This window comes from Marinomonas sp. ATLA20, assembly GCF_057180105.1.
Map to the genome: position 1 here is coordinate 329,479 of NZ_JBXUKU010000001.1, position 20,933 is coordinate 350,411.

General features: G+C 45.3%; 19 protein-coding genes. 9 read left to right on the plus strand and 10 right to left on the minus strand.

The features are described from left to right. Positions 1 to 5 precede the first annotated feature (5 nt). The 6 genes from AC2A4J_RS01410 (at position 6) to AC2A4J_RS01435 (ending at position 6,102) form a co-directional block, all read left to right on the plus strand. On the plus strand, positions 6 to 1,733 hold the full coding sequence (locus tag AC2A4J_RS01410) for an ABC transporter permease (protein WP_484174605.1): 1,728 nt from the start codon (positions 6 to 8) through the stop codon (positions 1,731 to 1,733). Continuing rightward, on the plus strand, positions 1,721 to 2,764 hold the full coding sequence (locus AC2A4J_RS01415) for an ABC transporter ATP-binding protein (RefSeq protein WP_484174606.1): 1,044 nt from the start codon (positions 1,721 to 1,723) through the stop codon (positions 2,762 to 2,764). Before AC2A4J_RS01410 ends, AC2A4J_RS01415 begins: the two co-directional genes overlap by 13 nt. Next, positions 2,761 to 3,861 carry an MBL fold metallo-hydrolase gene (locus AC2A4J_RS01420; RefSeq protein WP_484174607.1) on the plus strand — a complete coding sequence of 367 codons (1,101 nt, stop codon included), beginning with the start codon at positions 2,761 to 2,763 and terminating at the stop codon, positions 3,859 to 3,861. Before AC2A4J_RS01415 ends, AC2A4J_RS01420 begins: the two co-directional genes overlap by 4 nt. Further along, a complete protein-coding gene (locus AC2A4J_RS01425; protein WP_484174608.1) occupies positions 3,845 to 4,399 on the plus strand; it encodes a histidine phosphatase family protein in 555 nt (184 codons plus the stop codon). The genes AC2A4J_RS01420 and AC2A4J_RS01425 overlap by 17 nt, the downstream gene beginning before the upstream one ends. Beyond that, on the plus strand, positions 4,396 to 4,848 hold the full coding sequence (locus AC2A4J_RS01430) for a phosphatase domain-containing protein (protein ID WP_484174609.1): 453 nt from the start codon (positions 4,396 to 4,398) through the stop codon (positions 4,846 to 4,848). The genes AC2A4J_RS01425 and AC2A4J_RS01430 overlap by 4 nt, the downstream gene beginning before the upstream one ends. A gap of 78 nt (positions 4,849 to 4,926) precedes the next feature. Next, a complete protein-coding gene (locus tag AC2A4J_RS01435; protein WP_484174610.1) occupies positions 4,927 to 6,102 on the plus strand; it encodes an aldose 1-epimerase family protein in 1,176 nt (391 codons plus the stop codon). Here the strand turns inward: AC2A4J_RS01435 and AC2A4J_RS01440 are convergent. Further along, a complete protein-coding gene (locus AC2A4J_RS01440) occupies positions 6,071 to 6,481 on the minus strand; it encodes a gamma-glutamylcyclotransferase family protein (protein WP_484174611.1) in 411 nt (136 codons plus the stop codon). The genes AC2A4J_RS01435 and AC2A4J_RS01440 overlap by 32 nt on opposite strands. 140 nt (positions 6,482 to 6,621) lie before the next feature. Further along, positions 6,622 to 7,692 (minus strand): bifunctional transcriptional activator/DNA repair enzyme AdaA, encoded by a 1,071-nt coding sequence (locus AC2A4J_RS01445; RefSeq protein WP_484174612.1) that lies wholly within the window; start codon positions 7,690 to 7,692, stop codon positions 6,622 to 6,624. Positions 7,693 to 7,937: 245 nt separating this feature from the next. Here AC2A4J_RS01445 and ypfH point away from each other — a divergent pair, with 245 nt between their 5' ends. Continuing rightward, positions 7,938 to 8,573 (plus strand): esterase, encoded by a 636-nt coding sequence (gene ypfH / locus AC2A4J_RS01450; RefSeq protein ID WP_255827405.1) that lies wholly within the window; start codon positions 7,938 to 7,940, stop codon positions 8,571 to 8,573. A 75-nt stretch (positions 8,574 to 8,648) separates the two neighbouring features. Here the strand turns inward: ypfH and AC2A4J_RS01455 are convergent, their stop codons facing one another. Next, the gene (locus tag AC2A4J_RS01455) at positions 8,649 to 10,610 is read right to left on the minus strand and encodes a methyl-accepting chemotaxis protein (protein ID WP_484174613.1); all 1,962 of its coding nucleotides are present in this window, start codon (positions 10,608 to 10,610) and stop codon (positions 8,649 to 8,651) included. A gap of 261 nt (positions 10,611 to 10,871) precedes the next feature. Here AC2A4J_RS01455 and AC2A4J_RS01460 point away from each other — a divergent pair, with 261 nt between their 5' ends. Beyond that, positions 10,872 to 11,633: a sulfite exporter TauE/SafE family protein gene (locus AC2A4J_RS01460; protein WP_484174614.1), complete on the plus strand. Its 762-nt coding sequence runs from the start codon at positions 10,872 to 10,874 to the stop codon at positions 11,631 to 11,633. Between the two features lie 28 nt (positions 11,634 to 11,661). Beyond that, on the plus strand, positions 11,662 to 12,276 hold the full coding sequence (locus AC2A4J_RS01465) for an FMN-binding negative transcriptional regulator (RefSeq protein WP_484174615.1): 615 nt from the start codon (positions 11,662 to 11,664) through the stop codon (positions 12,274 to 12,276). An 82-nt stretch (positions 12,277 to 12,358) separates the two neighbouring features. On the opposite strand, the gene AC2A4J_RS01470 is transcribed toward AC2A4J_RS01465, so the two are convergent. The 7 genes from AC2A4J_RS01470 to AC2A4J_RS01500 all read right to left on the minus strand — a co-directional run bounded on the left by AC2A4J_RS01470 (position 12,359) and on the right by AC2A4J_RS01500 (position 20,807). Further along, positions 12,359 to 13,483: a helix-turn-helix transcriptional regulator gene (locus AC2A4J_RS01470; protein ID WP_484174616.1), complete on the minus strand. Its 1,125-nt coding sequence runs from the start codon at positions 13,481 to 13,483 to the stop codon at positions 12,359 to 12,361. Between the two features lie 97 nt (positions 13,484 to 13,580). Continuing rightward, complete coding sequence (locus AC2A4J_RS01475) at positions 13,581 to 14,690, minus strand: ABC transporter ATP-binding protein (RefSeq protein ID WP_484174617.1); 1,110 nt, start codon at positions 14,688 to 14,690, stop codon at positions 13,581 to 13,583. Positions 14,691 to 14,869: 179 nt separating this feature from the next. Next, a complete protein-coding gene (locus tag AC2A4J_RS01480; protein ID WP_484174618.1) occupies positions 14,870 to 15,832 on the minus strand; it encodes a carbohydrate ABC transporter permease in 963 nt (320 codons plus the stop codon). A gap of 9 nt (positions 15,833 to 15,841) precedes the next feature. Next, the gene (locus AC2A4J_RS01485) at positions 15,842 to 16,708 is read right to left on the minus strand and encodes a carbohydrate ABC transporter permease (RefSeq protein ID WP_484174619.1); all 867 of its coding nucleotides are present in this window, start codon (positions 16,706 to 16,708) and stop codon (positions 15,842 to 15,844) included. A 123-nt stretch (positions 16,709 to 16,831) separates the two neighbouring features. Then, the gene (locus tag AC2A4J_RS01490) at positions 16,832 to 18,187 is read right to left on the minus strand and encodes an ABC transporter substrate-binding protein (protein WP_484174620.1); all 1,356 of its coding nucleotides are present in this window, start codon (positions 18,185 to 18,187) and stop codon (positions 16,832 to 16,834) included. A gap of 57 nt (positions 18,188 to 18,244) precedes the next feature. Beyond that, a complete protein-coding gene (locus AC2A4J_RS01495) occupies positions 18,245 to 19,255 on the minus strand; it encodes a LacI family DNA-binding transcriptional regulator (RefSeq protein ID WP_484174621.1) in 1,011 nt (336 codons plus the stop codon). A 253-nt stretch (positions 19,256 to 19,508) separates the two neighbouring features. Next, positions 19,509 to 20,807, minus strand: coding sequence for a methyl-accepting chemotaxis protein (locus AC2A4J_RS01500; protein ID WP_484174622.1), 1,299 nt, complete (start codon positions 20,805 to 20,807; stop codon positions 19,509 to 19,511). Positions 20,808 to 20,933 lie beyond the last annotated feature (126 nt).

Here is a 20,933-nt window from a genome sequence, read left to right on the forward strand (position 1 = left end):
GAAAAATGACACCTTCGTTAATAAAACGACGTTTTATGGACAGTACGTCAATGGACAACCATCTACGCTGGTTGTCCATTGGGCTGTTCGTGTTGATCGCAACATTAAGCGTATTACCAAGTCTACGTTTATTGGTAGAAGCCTTGAGCCATACTACCTTTTCGGCATCTTCACCAATGGCTGAAGTACTGCGCAGTGAACGAACTTGGATAGCCTTACGTAATAGTTTCTACACTTCAGGTTTAGGCACTCTTATCGCGGTGGTTTTGGGGTGCGGCTTTGGTTTTGTGGTGACGTTAACCAATATTCGTGGCCGCGGTATTTGGGTATTTTGCTTTATGTTGCCGATGATGATCCCGCCACAAGTGACGGCGTTGAGCTGGTTGCAATTATTTGGACCTGCGAGCCCAATTTTAAATACTCTGGGAATAGAGCCAGCGTTGGGAAGCCCACAACCTATGTATTCGGCAGAAGGCATTGCCTTATTGTTAGGCATACAAAGCGCGCCATTAGTGTTTTTGGCCTTACGTACACAGCTTATTTCATTGCCGCAGGATTTATTAGAAGCTGCTCAATTGTCTCGTGCTTCTCAGTTTCGGATTTGGGTCGATATCATTCTGCCTTTGTGTCGCAGTGCGATTATTGCAGGTGCCGCATTAGCCTTTGTTTCTTCTCTGGGGAATTTTGGTATTCCTGCGATGTTAGGAATTCCAGCAGGCTATATTGTTTTACCTACCTTGATTTATCAGCAAATGGCAGGGTTTGGTAACGATATGCTGAGCCAAGTAGCTGGCTTGTCGATGATTATTGCATTGTTGGTATTGGCTGGCATGTTGTTACAGCAATGGCTACAGCAACGCAGTCGTTATGCCTTGTTGGGTCACACCGCGCAATCGCTGTCTTTTCGTCTTAAACAATGGCGTTTGCCCCTCGAAATTCTGCTGGCCCTAGTGTTGTGTTTTATCTTGGTCGCTCCGCTGTTTGCTTTAATTGTGAGCTCATTAGTACCTGCTCTTGGCATGCCATTGAACGCTGATACCATTACCTTTTCTGCATTTTACGAAATGATAGGGCGGCAAGGTGTTACGGCTAGAGCCTTCGAAAACAGCGCGTTTTTGGCTTTTTTCAGTGCTGTCGTTTTGATGCTGGTGTCTTTGCCACTGGGTTATTTGTTGATGCGTTTACCAATGCGAACCAGAGCCGTGATCGCCAGCTTGATCGAAGTGCCTTATGCCATCCCTGGTATCGTCTTAGCTATTGCTTTTATTTTGTTGTTCGCCAAGCCTTTGCCGTTTATTGAGGTCAGCTTGTACGGCACTTTAGGCATTATTTTCTTGGCGTATTTGTCTTGTTTTTTGAGCGTGTGTTTGAAGCCGGTATTAAGTGCCATGTCTCAGCTCGATCCTGCTTTAGAAGAAGCTGCTCAACTAGCAGGCGCAAGGCCGATACAGCGCCTGATAGACATCATTTTACCGCTCACTGCCCCCGCCTTTTTTGCGGGTGGATTATTAGTATTTTTGATTTCCATTAATGAACTGACGGTATCTGCTTTGTTGTGGAGCGCTGGCAATGAAACCCTCGGTGTGTTGATTTTTAACCTCGATGAAAGTGGCGACAGTGTTTTGGCCTCGGCCATTGCTGTGCTGGTGGTTTTACTGGTCGCAGGGTTAATGAGCTTATTGAGTCTGTTTTCCCCTCGTCTACCTAAAGGAGTGATTCCATGGCACGGTTGATATTGGATGGCGTTGAAAAATCTTTTCATGGCGCGTCAGTTGTAAAAGGCTTGAACTTAACCATTGAACCGGGTGAGTTTGTTGCCTTACTTGGGCCAAGCGGTTGTGGTAAATCGACGATTTTAAGAATGCTGGCAGGGTTTGAGAACGTCTCAGGTGGCCAGATTATTCATGGCGATGACTGTCTCTCTAGTTCGACGCGTCATGTGCCAACAGAGGAAAGAAACTTCGGCATGGTATTTCAATCCTATGCACTCTGGCCTCATATGACGGTGAAAGAAAATGTCGGCTATCCGCTGAAAGTACAAAAAATACCGACAGCTGAACGTAATAAGCGCATACAAGACGCTCTGGAAATTGTTCAGTTAGAAGAGTTCGCCGATCGTTTGCCAGCGCAACTAAGTGGCGGTCAACGTCAGCGTGTGGCGTTAGCGCGTAGTTTGGTCACCGAGCCAGATGTGGTGCTGTTTGACGAACCGCTCGCCAACTTAGACAGACATTTACGAGCGACGATGGAAGAAACCTTCCGTGCCTTTCACAAACGCACTGGCGCGACCATTGTTTATGTCACCCACGATCAATCCGAAGCTATGTCATTGGCCGATAAAATTGCTGTGTTGAATAAAGGCCAGTTGGTGCAATGGGGAACACCACAGGAACTGTATGCAAGACCAAGAAATACTTGGCTAGCGAAGTTTATTGGTCGCGGCTCTGTGTTGTCTGTTGCTGCGGTGGCGCCTTCGCAATACGTGAGCGGTACCAATTTGCACGAGTTGATTCGTCAATATTCGCCGGACAAAGCTGCCAGTTCTGTTTTGGTTCGACCTCAAGATATTGAGTTTGTCAGTTCGCAGGATTTAGCACTTGCGGTTAGCGTTCACAGTTGTATTTTTCGTGGTGAGCGTTACGACATAGAGTTAACGCTAAACGATAGTCAGAGGCTACTCGCGTACAGCGATGTGCCGATGGCGCTAGACAGTCAGCATCATATTCGTCTTGGGCAAGCTTGGTCGCTTGAGCGTGAAGCATGAAGGTCAGTATTGATATTCTAAGTGGCGCAGGAAGGAAAACTGCTGCCGCGATTTTGGTGACCTACGAAGCGAATAGTCAGACAAAACCAATTCGTTTTTTACTTGATGCGGGCGGTGCCTTAGAAGTGGGCGAAGACAAAGGCTGGACGCAACCCGATCACTTAGATGCGATTTTTATTTCCCATGATCATCAAGATCACATGGGCGGTTTGATCGACATTGATAGCCAAGTTCCGGTATACGCCACGTCACCCGTTCAGCAGCAATTGCCAACGCATTTGAACCTTCATACCTTACCGATTTGTGGTACGACGACTGTGTCTGGTATTAAGGTGACAACCGGTTCGGCAGGGCACTCCTTTGGCGGCATATGGCTGCATCTTGATGTTGGGGGTGGTGTCTTTTACAGCGGTGATTTTAGCCTCGAATCCGGTTTGTATCCTTTTACGATGCCGCCACAAGCGAATGTTGCTTTGCTCGATGCGTCTTACGGTTTGTACGACAATTCATTAGAGCAATGTAAAAACGCCTTGCTGCATTATCTTAGAGACGAGCGTGCATTGCTGATGCCAGTACCGCAAACGGGGCGAGCATTAGAAATGGCTTGTTGGTTAACTTCGCTCGGCTTCCATGATTGGACTCTAGGGGAAGATTGCATCAGGCCTGAAACCGTGTTGGCTGGACCAAAAGACAGTGTTTGTACCAAGATTCGATCTGTCTTGGAAAACATAAAAAGCCAACCATTTAATCCCAGTGCCAAAGTGATTTTATGTGGTGATCCTGATGGGTTGAGTGGCGAAGCGGCAGTTTTATTGCAACAACCAGAGCGATATTTGCCGGTTTATACAGGGCATCTGCCGGAGCACGCTCGCCAAGGGGTGAGCGAAGACAGAGCGCATTTTGCGCGCTGGAATGTGCATCCACGTAAGCAAGATCTAAAGCAGTTGGTGGATCATCTTGACTGCCGTATTAGCGTTCCACTTTTCCACACCATGAAAGACCTAAATGAGTGGCGACAGGCCCTTGGCCCAAGCGTCACTGCAGATTCTTATATTGAGTTAGATTGTATAGAGTTAGATTATGACCTTACTTGCTAAACCTTTTGTCTTTGCTCGCCATGCGCAGAGTGAGTTCAACGCGGCGTTTCGCATTGGCGGTTTTACTGACAGTCCGTTAAGCGCAACGGGAATTCAGCAAGCCAAAGAGGCGGCGCCAATATTAAGCGCCATTGATTGGAGCCTTGTGGCAACCAGTACGTTACAGCGGACCCAAGAAACCGCTTTTCATGCAGTGCCAAAACATCCCGTTATGGCTTATGAGCAACTTAAAGAGCGCAATTGGGGCGACCTTGAAGGCTGCCCGATAGAACAGCAATTGCCCTATGACGTGACGCCGCCTAATGGTGAATCTTGGCAAGACTTTGAAAAACGTGTGCTCAGCGCATTGAATGAGATCCTCAGCGAGCATTCGTGGCCTCTAATCATCGCTCACTCTGGCGTTTATCGAGTCTTAAACAAGGTCATAAACGGCACACCTTATTGCCCAAGAATTGGCAACGTTACTCCTATTTCTTTTGTGCCTAGCCAAGATGAAAATGGCTGGGAAATCACCCCTTTTAAAGGAAGCTTTACATGATACCAAATGCCGTAATTGTGGATTTAGATGGCACGCTTGCCGAGTTCGACCACACCGAAGTCGCCCATTGGGTGCTCGGTGCAGAAAAACATTGGGATCCTTTTTTTGAGCATATGAAACACGCACCAGTGATCGAAAACGTACTGCGCTTGGTGAATATTCTCAAGCAACAAGGTCAACATATTTTAATTTGTAGTGGCCGTCCAGAGTCCCATAAACAGCATTCGCTTGAATGGATTCAAAAACACAATATTCCGTGTGACGGTATTTATTTACGTCCTGAACATGCCGATGCCTTGCCAGACGAGGACGTTAAAAAAGCCTTATTGGAGAAAATTCACGAAGATGGTTTTACGCCTTGGTTGGTATTAGATGACCGCGACGCTGTGGTGCAAGGCTGGCGTAACCTAGGATTGACTTGTCTACAATGTGCGCCGGGGGACTTTTAAACAGCAGATTTTACCTTCATGACTAGCCTTGTTATCTAGCTCGCGCTAGCATGAGGAAATTTTTCTGGAGCTTGGCCCATGTTTCAACTTGTTCTTCTTAGTAATCAGCAACATATCGATGTAGCAAATCTGTCGCTGTCTGCCGAATTAATGGGTTTACCGAAAGACATTCCTATTAACGTACAGCAGACGTGTCTTATGGGCGGTAAGCAAACTGGCTCGCGTTTGATCACGTTAACTGTGGGGGATTCTGTGGTTCGTATTGTGCCAACCCGAGGCATGGCGGTGCTTGATGTGGCCAGAAAAGATAAGACAGGAAAGGATGTTCGCTTTGGTTGGGATTCACCAGTCAAAGAAGTCGTGCATCCAAGCTTTGTTAATCAAGAAGCGTCTGGCGGCATTGGCTGGTTGGATGGTTTTAACGAGATGATAGTGCGTTGTGGTTACCAGTGGGCAGGTCACCCAGGTCAAGATGGCGATGAGTTTTTGACCTTGCATGGCCGTATCCAGAACACGCCTGCTGACGAAGTGGTTTTAGAAGTGGAACAAGTGCCTCCGTATCGAGTGACCTTGCGAGGTAGGGTTGATGAGAAACGTTTCAAGTCCACCAATTTCGAGCTGCAAACTGTCTTATCACTGACGCCAGACGAGCCGTATTTGCTGGTTGAAGATACCTTGACTAACAAAGGCAGTTACCCGCGCGAATACCAAGCAATGTATCACAATAACTTTGCTCAGCCGATTCTTGAGAAGGGCGCTCAGCTGCATGTTCCTATTGCAGAAATATCCCCATTTAATGACTACGCAGCGGGTGGTTTGAACGATTGGAATCAGATGCCTGCACCAACTAAAGACTTTGACGAAATGGTGTTTAATGTTCGTCCGCTGAGTGACGAAGACGGTTTCTCTCATGCGTTATTACACAATGCAAATGCAAGCTATGGTATTGAGGTGAGTTATCAATCCGACACCTTGCCAGTGCTTACCGTGTGGAAAAATACGGACACACTGGAGCAAGGTTACGTGGTGGGCATCGAGCCGGGCACCAGCTTCGCTTATAACCGTTCTTATCAGCGAGAGTTAGGTTTGGTACCGACGATTGCGGCTGGTGAATCCAAGCGCTTTGTGGTGCGTTTTGGCTTGTTAACGGATGAAGATCAAGTCCAAGCAAGTGTGACGAATATCGCCAAATTACAAAATGCTCAAACAGCCAAAGTACTGTCTACGCCGATTGTGCGCCTTGGTGAGGCATAGAAGTTCGGGAGTATCGTTCCCAATCGCCTGCTTCCATATAGGGGGCGTGGTCTAAAGATTTGTTGTAGACATAAATCCAGCCTCTACCGTAAGGAGAGAAAACGCGCTTTCTAATGTACAAAGAACTATCTGGCGCCTTTGGGTCATAACCTTCTAGTTGATCCAAAGACGCGAGTGTTTCGTCTGATACGTCATACCACTCGACTCGGATGCGACCACTTTCGTCGTGAGTTGAGGTAATGGCTGGAAAGTCTCCTAAATTGTGCATGCGAAACCCTGTCAACCAACCTAGTCCGATGCGTTTACATTCGGCAAGAAGCTCGTGATTGTTCAGTCCTTCACGAAGCGTTCCATATACAGCAACAATGTTTGTAGGCATGTTGAATTCCATCTAATTACGATTAAAGTGTAGAAGATGAACTGGCTAAGCGGTCATTTCAAGCCTTGTAGATGGAAATTACATTGCCATGACACAACCTTGATGTATTCATGAAACTACGGACATTTGAATCGTTTGACTCAGCCTTTCACGAGGTTATGACTGTGTTCTTTTTCATGATCAAGCAGCCAGCGTTTTCGCTCTAATCCCCCCGCATAACCAGTTAAGCTGCCGTCTTTGCCAATGACTCGATGGCAAGGAATAACAATGGCAATGCGATTCATGCCGTTGGCTCTGGCGACAGCTCTGACCGCTTTGGGATTGTTTAAACGCGTAGCTTGTTCTTGGTAGCTGGCGGTTTCACCAAATGGAATAGTGCCAAGCATCTGCCAGACGGCATTTTGAAAGTCGGTTCCTGGTGTATGAAGCGGTACACTAAATTCAGTTCTATTACCTAGAAAATACTCTTCTAGTTCTTGTTTGAGTTGCTTAATATGCGCATTTTCTCCCGCTACGATGGGCGCTTTTAAACGGCGCTGTAAGTCTTCAAATTCGGTTTCTAACATGCGTCGATCAACGAATTCCAATAAACAAATTCCTTCATCTGTTGCGCAAACAAACATAGGGCCAATGGGCGTTGTTAGCCTATCAATTAAAATCACAGCATTCTCCAAATTTAGAGTCGGTGCATGACCGAGTAACTTTTTAAAAGTGTAACCGAAACCACTCAACGAATCGTAGCCTGAATCCAGCGCAGTATTGGTGGCGCTTTTGCCTGTCTTTAATTCTTGAAAGGCATAATTAATTCGATACATACGCTGAAAGGTTTGAAAAGTCATACCGTAATGTTGATTAAACCAACGGCGCACAAAGATGGGCCGTATTCCAGATTCTCTTAATGCTTGGTCGGTGATTTTCGCCTTAGTGCAATCTCGTACAAGATTCATTGCCGCTTGCACTTCATAGGGGGCTTCATGGGCGTTTTCAGTAGGTCGACAGACTTTGCAGGGACGAAAACCAGCGTCCATGGCGTCTTTGAAATGCGTGTAAAACTCAACGTTTTCACGTTTTGGTTTGCGTGCTCGGCACGTTGCAATACAGAAAATTGAGGTGGTTTTAACACCAACAAAAAACACACCAACATAGCTCGGCTCTCGGTTTAGTAGGGCTTGATAATAGCCATCGGCTTGTTTCTCATCGGTTATTAACATGCTCTAGTCCGTTGTTTAAATGATAGTTGAGTTCATCTTTATTGACGTTGTGCTGATTGAATGAGATTAGCGTGTTTGCCTTTGCAGCAACAACCGAAAAGTGGACGAGTATTTTTTAATGTGAGTATTCTGTTTCTAATTATTTCTAAATATGAAATAGAGATTTAAGAAACAGCCTATATATATTGATTTTGTGAAATAATAGAGTACTCATGATATTAAGTGATTTTTTATAAGGATTCTGCATGTCTACTCTTTTGATACAAGAACCTAGCTCGCCAACGCGTCTGTTTTTATTATTCCATGGTGTTGGTGCTACGCCGCAAAGTTTAGCTCCTATGGCGGATATTCTTGCTAAATCATTTCCTAATGCGGTTGTTGTTTCAATACAAGCTCCTGATGCGTCTGACTTTGGGCAGGGTTATCAGTGGTTCTCTGTGCAAGGAGTAACGGAAGAAAATCGTGTCGAACGAATAAAAGAAGCGATGCCGCGTTTTGTTGACACCATAAAGTATTGGCAACAAAAAAGCGCACTAAACGCAGAGCAAACCACCTTGATAGGCTTTTCTCAAGGCGCGATTATGTCTTTATCTTCGGCACAAATGGTGGACGATTCATTAGCGGAAAAAATAGTGTCTTTATCGGGGCGGTTTGCTGTATTGCCTGAAGAGCCAGTAGATTCTGTGCTAACCCATTCTGCAGAGGATACGAAAGTGCATTTTATCCATGGCAATCAAGACAATGTGATTGATTATCAATGGTCTAAAGCGGCGTATGATGTGCTTATAGGCTGCGGCGCAAGGACGACTTATGACCTTATACCTGATCTTGCGCACAGTGTGAATCAAGCTGTTGTTAATTGCTTATTAGAGCGTTTATAGCGTTTTCATTGTTAATAAAAAAACCTAGCGCCCAGATGTTGGGGCTAGGTTTTCTTGTTTTTGACAATAGGATGATTAAGGCTGGCTAGACTTGAAGCGTGCTACCATGCTTTGCAGTTCAGCCGACAACTGATTAAGTGCGGTTGCCGTTTGTGACACTTGCTGAGAAAGATCGCTGGTTTTAATTGTACCATCGTGGATCACGATCACATTGGTGTTAATTTCTTCTGCCACCAAATGTTGTTCCTCTGCAGAGGCACTGATTTGAATCATCATGTCTTTAATCTCCAACACAGAGTGAAGGATTTTTTCAAACACTTGGTAGGTTTGAGAAGCCAATACAACCGAATCTTTTGCGACTGTAACGCTGTTACTCATCTTGTTCGCAACCGATCCTGTTTGCTGTTTTAGCTTCGTGAGCATGTTATCTATTTCGGTAGTCGATTCTGCCGTTCTTCCTGCTAGTGTACGGACTTCATCTGCTACAACCGCGAATCCTCGACCTTGCTCACCTGCACGAGCCGCTTCTATTGCGGCATTTAACGCGAGTAAGTTGGTTTGTTCTGCGATGGCTTTAATCGTGTCTAAAATACCCACGATACTTTCAGAGTCTTTTGTTAACTCGATCATGCTTTCATTTGAACTATGGATTTCTTTTTCTAGGCTGTTCAAAGAGTCCATCGTTTGCTGAATCAGTTTATTGCCTTCTTGTACTTGTGTTTCACTGTTTTCCGCAGCGGCCGCTGCGCTACTGCAGTTCGAAGCCACTTCATTCGCGGTAGCGACCATTTCGTTAAAGGCGGTAGACACGTGATCAACAGAATTCACTTGATGAGATACAATGTTGCTTAGTTCTGACGATAGACCTTCAGACTTGTTCGCTACCTGACTGATTTGTTCACAAGACGATTTGGCATGGCCAACGATACTGTCTATCGATGTGACAAACTGATTAAATGCTGATGCCATCTGACCAGATTCGTCTTTGTCTTTTACTTCTAAGCGTTGTGTTAAATCCCCTTCGCCTTGACTAATATCGGTCAAGCGGTCAGCCATTACTCTGACAGGTCGAATAACAACACCAGATAAAATAGCACCAATTGTCATAAAGATAACGATCATGACGAGCGCAATAATCACAGTAGTGACAATTAAGCTATTGGCTTGAGCGTAAATAACTTGGCTTGGTACCAAGCCAATAAACTTCCAGTTAAGGGCTGGAGACGTATAAACCATAGCGAACCATCTTTCTCCGCCTATGGTTAACTCTTGAAGTGAGCTGCTGTCGTTAAGTGTAGAATAAGGGCGTGAGGCATCTTTAATGGCTTTAAAGTTGTTTTCGGGATCAACAGGGTCGGCGAGAACGGTTCCCGTATCTTCCACCATGACTACATAACCTTCTCCGCCAAACTTCACCTTAGCTAATAATTCTGTCAGTTTTTTTAAGGTTACATCAACACCGACAGTACCATACAGGCCGTTTTGACCTTCAAAACGTTGTAAGTAATCGACTAAAGGCGCGCCTGTAAATGAATCTTTATAGGATGGTGTACGGATAGGCGTTTTGCTATTAATAGACTGTTTGTACCAGCTGCGCTCTGTAGAATCGTACTTTATGCCGTTCTTACCTATTGGCCATTGAAGATAGCCTGAGTCGTTTGTCCCCAACCAAATATACGCTAAGTCTGGGTGTGTCTTACCAAAATCGTCCATTAGCGCAAAGGCTTTTTGTTCTTGCGGAGAGTTTTGATCCGGCGTCATCATTTCTTGGGTAGTTTTGTTTGCGTAACTGGCGATGCTGTTTGGAGTAAGTTCGTTTAGGGCGCCCGATCTTGCGAAAAACGACACATTTTCAGCAAGGTTATTCAAATACATCGAGAAGATTGTATCAACATGGCCAATTTCTGCCTGACTTTGATTCTCAAAATTTTTCAGGGCATTGGTACGAACTTCGCTGATAATAACAGCAGAGACAATGAAAACGGGGAGAATAACGCCCGCAGCCATTAGCGCAATTATTTTAGATCTAACTGTCATGAATACCTCACTTGAGTACTGAATATAATGTAAGGACTATAACGAATTAAAGAAGGGTGCTGGGTGGCAGGGTTCTCTAATGCAATTTTCCATTGTCACTGCTATTAATCTAGGTCATTTTTAAACATATGTCTGTAGTAATTTGTATTTATTTAGTTGCTAAAAGAAACCAAAAAACCTTTTGTTAATCCTGCTTATTATCCTTATCATCCCCTCCTATTTTTATTCTGATTTATATAACCCCCATTTAAGGACAATGTTATGGATTACAGTGTATTCACTGTTTCGCTTTTGATCGGGACTGGTTTTCTTGCGGGCATTATTAATACTCTCGCAGGTGGTGGATCTAACCTGACATTGCCAGCCTTAATGGTAATGGGGATGCCAGCCGATATCGCCAACGCGACCAATCGGGTTGGCGTGTTTTTACAGAATGTAGCCGCCACGTTTGGCTTTCGTAAAGCGAAAAAACTGGATAACGCAGATATTCTTCCGGTGATGATTCCGTCGTTACTTGGTGGTGTCGTCGGCGCATTTGCCGCCAGTTATGCTCCAGAAACTTGGCTAAAACCGCTTTTGCTGAGTGCCATGATAGGTATGACGTTAATCATGATCGTCCGTCCTACCATGATTGCGCCACCAGAAGGTACAGTCCCTTTCAAAGTATCAGAAAAGCCAAGTGCATGGATTGCCTTGTTTGTTGCAGGTGTATACGGCGGCTTTGTGCAAGCTGGCGTGGGCTTTATTCTTATTGCGGCTTTGGCTGGTACTTTACGCTACGATCTGGTTAAAACAAACGCGCTAAAAATGGTCTGTACGTTGGGCTTTACCGCTTTAGCGTTAGGCGTTTTTATTTGGAATGATCAGATTCTGTGGATTCCTGGCCTAATACTGGCTTCTGGTACCATGCTAGGATCCTTCCTCGCCGTGAAAATGGCCATTAAAGCCAACCCAAGCCATTTGAAGTGGTTTCTGTTTATCATGACAGTTTGTGGTAGTGCTGCTGCATTGTTGAGTGATTAAATACTTTAATGCTAAATAGGTAGCTGATATGTACACACCAAAGCATTTCGAAATAAACGACCAAGAAGAGCTGCTCGCCTTTGTGAAAGCTTTTCCCTTCGCGACGTTAGTTTCGAATGGTGAAGACGGTTTAAACGCTGAACATATTCCTATGTTGGTTCATGTTGATGATGAGAAGAGAGTTTGCTTGCAAGCTCATATCGCCAAGGCGAATAAGTTGTGGCAGAACGTTGCGAACCAAGCGGATGTCTTGGCGGTTTTCCAAGGCGAAAACGCCTATATTTCACCAAATTGGTACCCTTCCAAAAAAGTAGATGGTAAAGCCGTTCCAACTTGGAATTATCGAGCGGTTCATATCAAAGGTAATATCAACTTTATCCACGACGTTAAATGGAAATTAGCGTTACTGGAAAAACTCACCAATATTCATGAGAAAGAACAACCAGCTCCTTGGTCAATCTCCGATGCGCCGCAAGAATACATCGATAAACTGCAAGCCGCAGTCGTTGGTATTGAAATTACCGTGACTGACATTCAGGGCAAATACAAGCTCAGCCAAAATCAGACAACTGAGAACAAAAGCGGTGTAAGAGATGGCTTAGCCGAAGCGAAACAACCCCTTGCTGAACTGATAAAACCATAACCTTGCGTTAAATATAGCTATCGTTAAATGTTCAGACCTTTGGTATGAAGGGCCTGTTTTTTAGTCGTCGTGGTAGCAAGAATCACTGCATTAATGCCATGAGGACGGTACAGATGAGCTGACCTTGACGATTCACGCCAGCCTTAGGAAATATCTGTTTTAGCTGAGAACGAATGGTAGCTTCACTTTTAGAACGATTTTCGGCAATTTCTTTCAAGCTCATCCCTAGAACTAAATCGGCACACAGCTTAGATTCGGCAGGGGATAGATCAAAATACGCCGCGATCAATTCTGGTGTAGGCATTGAACGTTTAGCGCTATCATACAAAGTGGCCAAAATACCGCTGCCTTCAATTGGGGCAAGCGTCATAACTACAGGTTCTGTGCCACTTGCCTTAAAGATAATGACATCATTATCATAAATACCTTGGCCCATGCTGGCACGAATAATTTGGGTTGACGCCGTTAAAAATGAGTTTGTATGTTGGGCATTTTTGAACTCAAGACGTTTGTTTTTGACAGATATTTGATCGTGTCCTGATAAGAAGTCTTTGGCTTTTTGATTCGCATAAATCAGCTCAGATCGTTCATTTAGAATGAAACTGGGATTGGGCAGCGCATCAATAAGAGCAGCCATAGACTGTGTTGCGACATTGGCTTTATCAAGTTGTTTATATAGCAGTACGGCTTGTCTGATAAAAGGTACCAAACGATTGAGCTGTGCAAGCTCCACGTCTTGATAAGCACCTTGCTCCACCGTTCTTTGCATAGCCAGTAGTGTTGTATGTGTTTCTGTACTGTCGATAACGAGCCAAGCACTATCAATCATGTTTTGATCTTGCTGCCACCGATCGTAATCTGGCAGGTGTTTGACTTGCTCAATCAAAGATAGCGCAGTTTGAAATAATCCAGGGCGACAATGAATGGCATTGTTAGAAACTAAATCGCTTTCAATCATATTGTTGCTAATGTACCACTCCATAAATTCCAAAGAGAGGCCCGCGTACCAAATGTTCTCTATTTTTAAAGGGGCTTTTCGAATGACCACCAACTCAGCGGCACAAGCATTGATAGACTTCACCAATAAATCGAGAAAAGTATGAAAGCCTTCTTTTTCGAGCAGCGCAGCATACAACGACTGAATCAGCTGCGGTTCGCTTGATAGCGGCTCGCAAGTGAGCCTTGTGTCTAAGGTCGATTGGGACATAATTTTTTATACAACATCATCTATTGAATAAAAAAATATACTTCATTTTTTGATCCTACCCAACTAAGAATAGAGTTTTATTTGGCGTCTGATCTCCTCAAATTTCCCCAGAGTTCAACAGCATGCCTTGTGGGCTGGTGTCGAATAGCAAGACTCGGTTCAAATCTACCGACATCGAGATATTCTCTTGGCGTTTGACGTGGGAGCGTAAGTCGAGTCGGGCTTTGGCGTCTTCGCCGCCGAGTTTGAACATGATTTCTTTGTCGAAGCCGAGGTTTTCCACCAGTTCTACTTGTATGTCGTTGAATTCAAATAGGTTATCGCTAGGAGATGATAAGGCACTGTCTTCAAAGAAGTCAGGGCGAATGCCCACTAACACTGTGTCATGGGATTTAAGGTCGTGTAAGTCCACATTGGCGATTTTCGCCGCTGGCAGTCGGTAATTGTCGAATACCAGATCTTCGCCTTCTATTTTGGCTTCGATCAAGTTCATCGCGGGAGAGCCAATAAAGGTCGCGACAAAGGTGTTGGTCGGCTGCAGGTAAATCTCCATTGGCGTGCCGACTTGTTCGACGATGCCATCGCGCATGACGACAACGCGGTCGCCTAAGGTCATGGCTTCGATCTGATCGTGGGTAACGTAGATCGCCGTCATGTTGTATTGGTGCTGAATGCGAGCGATTTCGGTACGCATGTGATGACGCAGTTTGGCGTCTAGGTTCGATAAGGGCTCATCAAACAAATACACATCCGCATCTCGGGCAAGAGCGCGCCCCATGGCGACTCGTTGGCGCTGACCGCCAGATAAATCTGCGGGTTTGCGATCCAAATAATCGTCGAGCTTGAGCATTTCTGACACGTCAGTCAGTTTTGTCTTGATGGTCTCCGCGTCCGCCCCTGATTTTTTCAAGCCAAAGACGATGTTTTCTCGCACCGACATATGCGGATACAAGGCGTAGTTTTGGAACACCATGGCGATGTTGCGTTTGTGTGGTGGCAAATCATTAATGGCGCGGCTGCCAATCTGGATTTCTCCCTGGGTGATGTCTTCCAACCCTGCCACCATGCGCAGCGTGGTGCTTTTACCGCAACCACTTGGGCCAACCAGCACGACAAACTCACCGTCTTTTACTTCTAGGTTGAGGTTCTTCACTATCGGCAAGTTGCCATAAGACTTATTTACGTTACGTAAGATCACTGAACTCATATTCTACTCCTACAAAACTACTGCGCTCGATGATACTGCGTCAAAAGATCGCTCAAAATGCTCATTTATAACTATAAACTCCGCTTTTTCGCTCACTTTTTCCTTGTCTGATCTTCGCTCGTGACGTTTTGTTAGTTGTTAACCTTTCAAAAAATATCCATGAAACACAATAATCATATTTATCCTTTCACGCCGCCGTCGGTAAGTCCGCCTGACAAATGTTTATTTGCCAACATGAAACAAATCACCACAGGTAAAAGCGTCAACATGGACGCGGCCATGATGCGATCCCAAATGGCGTTTTTCGAGGTAAACAAAGTTTGTAATGCCAGCGGCAAGGTTTGGAAATCTTGGTATTGTTTGAGGAACACGGAAGCAAACAAATACTCGTTCCAAGCGATGACAAAACAATAGATAAACACGGTAAACAGCATGGGCTTCGACAAGGGCATAATGATGCGCCAGAAGGCTTCTACTCTTGAGCAACCGTCCATCATTGCCGCTTCTTCTAAGGAGAAGGGAATGGTGCGGAAGTAATTGCCCAGCATGTACATGGCGACGGGCAAGGTCTGAATCAGGTAAATCAAAAACAGACTGAAAATCGTCCCTGCGGCACTGGATGCTAAGCCGACGTTAACGCTCATTTGATAAAGCGGAACCATCAGTAAAACACCGCCAACCATGTAGACGAACAGCACGCCGTTTGCCATTAAGGACTGCGCTGGGAAGCGTAAGCGTGCAATGGCGTAGGCCGCAAGAGAGGCCAAGAAAGTTGAGCAAATTCCTGTGATAAAGGAAATCACAAAGGTATTGAGCATGTAGCGACCAAATGGAAACACATCACCGCCGGAGCTAAACTTTTCCAGCAGCATTTGTTTCTTCTCGGCCGACAACGCTGGGTTGTCGAGTAAACGTTGCACACTAGCGGGTACATCGACCTCTTTTGCAGGCATCAAGCCAAGCAGCTCTTTGTAGGCATCCAAATGTAATACTCGCGGAATGAGAGACGGGTTGCCCCAATCAATTGGGTGCTTTAACGAGGTCGAGAGAATCTGCAGAAATGGAAACACGCAGAAAATCACCAAAGCGAGCACCAGAGCATACAAGATCACAGACTGGGTGGTTGAGCGTTTATTCATCATATTCTTCCCCTACCACTTAAGGACTTTACGAACGTACAGCCAAATTAAACCGACCAGCACGAGTAATTGAATCACTGAAATCGCGGCTGCTACGCCTTGATCGACGATGCCTGCGAACGCTTGGTAATATGTGAAAATTGGCAAGGTTTCGACATTGGGTGCAAGCAAGTAAACATCTTCAAAGCGGTTCAAATTCCAAATCACCCGTAATAGCACCACGGTGGCAATGACGAATCTTAGCTCTGGCAAGGTCACATGCCAGAAACGCCCCCACGCGTTTTGTCCATCAATGGCAGCGGCTTCATAGAGATCTTTTGGCACACTTTGTAACTTGGCGAGAAACAGCAAATAGGCGATCGGAAAATGCTTCCAAATATCGAAAACAATCACGACAAAGAGAGCCGAGTCTGGGTTGCCGATTAGGTTTTCCCGTGTGTCGGTCAGGTGCAACACATCGACCACCACGTGGTTATAAATGCCGTTCACAGGATCGAAAATAAACTGCCAACCAAACACCACACTAATTACCGGTGCGAAGTAGGGAAGGAGAATCAAACCGCGAGCAAGGTTGCGAAAGCGAAACTCTTGATTCATCAAAATGGCGGCCGCCAAGCCCAACACGGTCGTTCCGACGACGGTTCCGATTAGGTAAATAACCGACACGCCGATGGAATGGTAATAACGCGGATTGCCGAGCAAATCCGTGTAATTCTCCATGCCGACAAACGTCTTGGTGCCATTGAGTTGAACATCAAAAAAGCTCAGATAAATGTTGAACAGTATTGGGTAAATCACCAGCAAGCCAATGATGCCGACCGCTGGCGCGACCAGTTTCAGGCCGAGCCGAGCTTCGCTTTTTACCAGAATTGAAGACATAGTCGCTTCCCTTATCTATATTTAACCCCACCCTAGCCCTTCCCTTAATAAGGGGAGGGAATAATACAAAGCCCTTAGCGCTCCTCCCCCTGCTAAGGGGGAGGTAGGGAGGGGGTTGAGACTTTATTGACCCATGATGGCTTTCATTTCCGCTTCTGCACTGTCTAGGGCCGCTTGCGGATCTTTTCCTTCAATGGTCACGTCGTAGATCATGCGAGGAATGACTGACTTAGCAAAGATGGCACCAGACGCTGGGAAGGTTTTGCCTTCCACCACAGAGAAAGAGCGAATGTCGTCAAAGCCAGAAACGATCTGTTTCATCTTTTCTGCGCCATAGAGTTTGAATACACCATTTGGGTCTTCCAAATAGGCTGGATCTTCCGCAATGCCTTTTAGCATAGGATTCATACCACCTGGCGCCATGTGGAGGAAGGTGATGTAACTGGCTGGATCGTACATAAATTCAATGAAGTCTTTGGTGGCTTTAGTGTCTTCCGCACTTTTCGTTTTCAGCGCCACAAGACCAGACAAGGTGCCGTAAGATGCGGCGCTTTTGTGAGTGATAATCGGTGCAAACGCGGTGTTTTTCACCAATTCAGGGTCGAAGGTGCCGCCGCTAAGTTCTTTGAAATTTTCCGAAGACAAAGAGCCTTTAGCGACTTCTGCGAGAGCAAGATCATCCATTATGTAAGTGGAATAGAAAAACATGCCCATTTTGCCTTGTAAGTAATAATCACGGGCGCGCCAGTTCTGTGGGCCTGGCGGATTGTATTTAGCTAATTCTTTGTAATATTCGATGGTTTCGAGAGTCGCCGGGCTGTTGAAAACCAAATTGCCTTTGGCATCGAATTCACTGGCATTATTGGATAGTGCCAGTTGAGTAAATACTTGTTCTGTGTAGCTGTCTTGTTTGGTGCCGACCAAAATACCGTACTGATTATTGGCTTTGTCGGTCAGCGCTTTGGCAGCCGTTTCGATATTTTCCCAAGTGTTTGGTGCCGCTAAGCCTTTTTCATCGAACCAATCTTTGCGATACCAAATGCCCTGTATGAAACCATGATAAGGCAAACCATAGTACTCACCAGAAGGTGACGCGAGTGTTGTCAGTGCGCCTTTATGAAAGCGATTCTTGCCGATGTCTTTGATCACGTCTTGGTGTGCTTTTGTGTCGACTACGCCTTCTTCTCCCAGCGCCATGATGATTTCGGAGTTCACTTCAATCAGTTGCGGAGTGGTACCAGCAGCAACGGCAGCGGCCATTTGTGTTGCCATTTCGTTTTCATCAACCGCGACGACTTTGACCGTCACGCCATCGTTTAAAGCTTCAAAGGTGCTGGCAAGTAATTCGATATTTTGTAAGCGATCAGTTTGGGTTTGTGCTGTCCAAAATTCTACTGTGGCAGCGTGAGCGAGCTGACTTATCAGGAGTCCGTTTGCCAGCACTGTGCCGGCGACGAATAGTGACGTTTTAGTTTTCATTGTGGCTTCCTCTTGTTGTTATTTGTCTGCTTCTTACGACTCTAAAAACGTGTGTTATTAAAGTCCTATCGACACAACCCCCGGAGCTAAAACGACTTGTAGGTCCTTCACCGGAGTCCCTTTGATGCGCGCTACCATCATCTGGGCAAGTTGCTCACCTATTAGTGCTGGTGGCGCTTGCTGGATGCTGGTGATCCCCATACTGGCGGTCAGCTCATCTGCGGGTGTATCACAACCAATCACACATACTGTTTTTTCTCTTTCATTAAACTGTGTGTTGTGCAATCGCATGGCCGCCAATGCGGCGGCACGCGCGCTGGTGCTGGTTAGGCAAATCAACGCGGTGATATCTGGGTGCTGGATCAAAAATTCGGCACAAGCGAGGTAACTTTCTTCCTCGTCATAGCCCACTTCTAACCATTGTTCAGACGCAAGAGAAAACCCAACTTGCTCGGCGGCATCTTGAATGCCGCGTCGTCTTTCTTGGGCGAAAAAATACCGATCGCTTACTGACACCACGCCAATTTGACGGTGTCCTTGTTCATACAGGCGGCTAAGGCTTAAATGACCGACTTGGTAATTATCCAAATCCAGCCAAGCAAATTGCGCCGCGCGCTCGGTGCGTCCGTAACACACAAAAGGTACGTTAAGTTTCAGTAAACGATGGACTTTCGGGTCGTTAACCCGAGTGCGAAGGAGTAGAAAACCGTCTTGATCGCCCGCTTTTACTAGGCGTTCAAACTCACTTAATTCCTGTTTGCCGGTATCGATTGCCACCACTTGCAGTAAATAACCCTCTGCTTGCAGCGCATGTCGAGTCCCAGCCAACACCTTCGAAAGAATGGGGTCGAGATATTGCGTGTCTTGGCAAGGAATAATCGCCGTGATCACACGTTTTGCTTGCACCCAGTGCGCCATTTCTGGCCCTTTCAATTGGTAGCCCTGTCGCGCTGCTTCTTTTAGCACACGCTTCTTCGTACTCGGGCTAATGTCTGGGTAATCGTTCAGTGCTCGTGACACCGTGGATACCGACAACTCCAACTGGGTTGCTATCTCTTTAATTGACATAAATTAATTCACTGCACCATTCTTATTGTTACCACTGTCCATCATTCAAGCCTGATTGAAAAGACTTAATCGTGCATTTTGTGACCAGCAATAATTGACGTTAAGACCGAAAATGTTTCGATGCAATACTTTATTTTTGCACAATTAAAGGGCGTTTTACTGAAACATGATATTGCTTGAAAGGAAGTGAAGTAATGCTTGGAGTCAAAGAGCTAACTCGATTTGATTGAGTTAGCTCTTAGGATGAAAAGGGTTAATCCTTCATTTTGTCGACCATTTCGACGAACCTCGCCACACCTGCTGAAATCTCAGTGAGACCTCGTGATACTTCGTTAATACTTTCTTTGCCATGAAGTGCTGTGCCGGTTACTGAGCTCAGCATTTCATCCATTTCATTGATCAGGTTGTGGTTCTTTTCTACAACCGAGGCAATTTCTGCTGTTGCTGTGGCGGTATTGCTGGCCAGTTTACGGACTTCATCAGCCACTACAGAGAAGCCGCGCCCAGCGTCGCCAGCTCGAGCAGCTTCTATCGCGGCGTTGAGAGCAAGCAAGTTGGTTTGATCGGCAATAGAGCGAATGGTGACAACGATGTCTGAAATACTTTTAGATTGGACTTTAAGCAAATCACCTATTTCTGCTGCATCTTTTACTTTGTCTGCAATATCATTGGACGTTTGTACTGATGCATTCAGAATGCTGACGGCATTAGACGATACTTGGCTGGTTTGTTCCGAGGTGGCTGCGGCCAGTTCAATCGCGTTCATCGCATTATTAACGCGTTCTGAAATGTCTGAAGCGAACTTAATGACTTTGTAGACGCGACCTTTTTCATCAAAAATTGGGTTGTATGTCGCTTCTAACCATATAATTTTTCCTTCGCCATCAAAGCGTTGGAAGCGCCCAGATGAATGCTGTCCATGTGCTAATTCGGACCAAAAATTAGGATGTTCTCTGTAGAATTTATCATCACAGAACATTTTATGATGTTTACCAACAATGGCTTTTAGCTCGCATTTCATTGTTCTCAAAAAGTTGTTATTGGCGTGGAGTATATTGCCTTCAGGATCAAACTCTATGACTGCAAGGGAACGGTCTAACGCTGTCAACACCGCATTCTTATTTGCCAAGGATTCTTGTATCGTGGTGATGTCGTTCGCTATTTTGAGTATCTTCGTCACTTTGCCTGTGTCATCGGACACAGGAAAGTAGCTGGCTTCTAGGTGAATAGGTTGCTTGTTTTGCTTAAAGCGTAGAAAAGTACCGTGGAAAGATTTGCCTGCTTTGAGGTCATCCCAAAATGCTTTGTATTCGGTGGACTTTGTATATTCTGCATCACAAAATATACGATGATGTTTACCGACGATTTGTTCTAGTGTGTAGCCCACAGCTTCCAAGAAAATCGGATTAGCATCCAATATAATGCCATTCACATCAAAGCTGATACAGGCAGTATTTTGCTTTATCGCGTTTAACTCATCATGGCACTGCTTTAGTTTTTGATTCTCTGGGGTTGAAGTCGATGGCTTGTCTTTTTTCTTGCTAAAAATCATTTAGGCTGTCCTTAATTATGTTCTTTAACCCACATAGAAACTGTAGTTTTTCATGTTCTTTATCTAATAGTTAAATATGAAAATTACACATTTTTTCCTAAATCAGATTAGATAAAATTAGGCGCT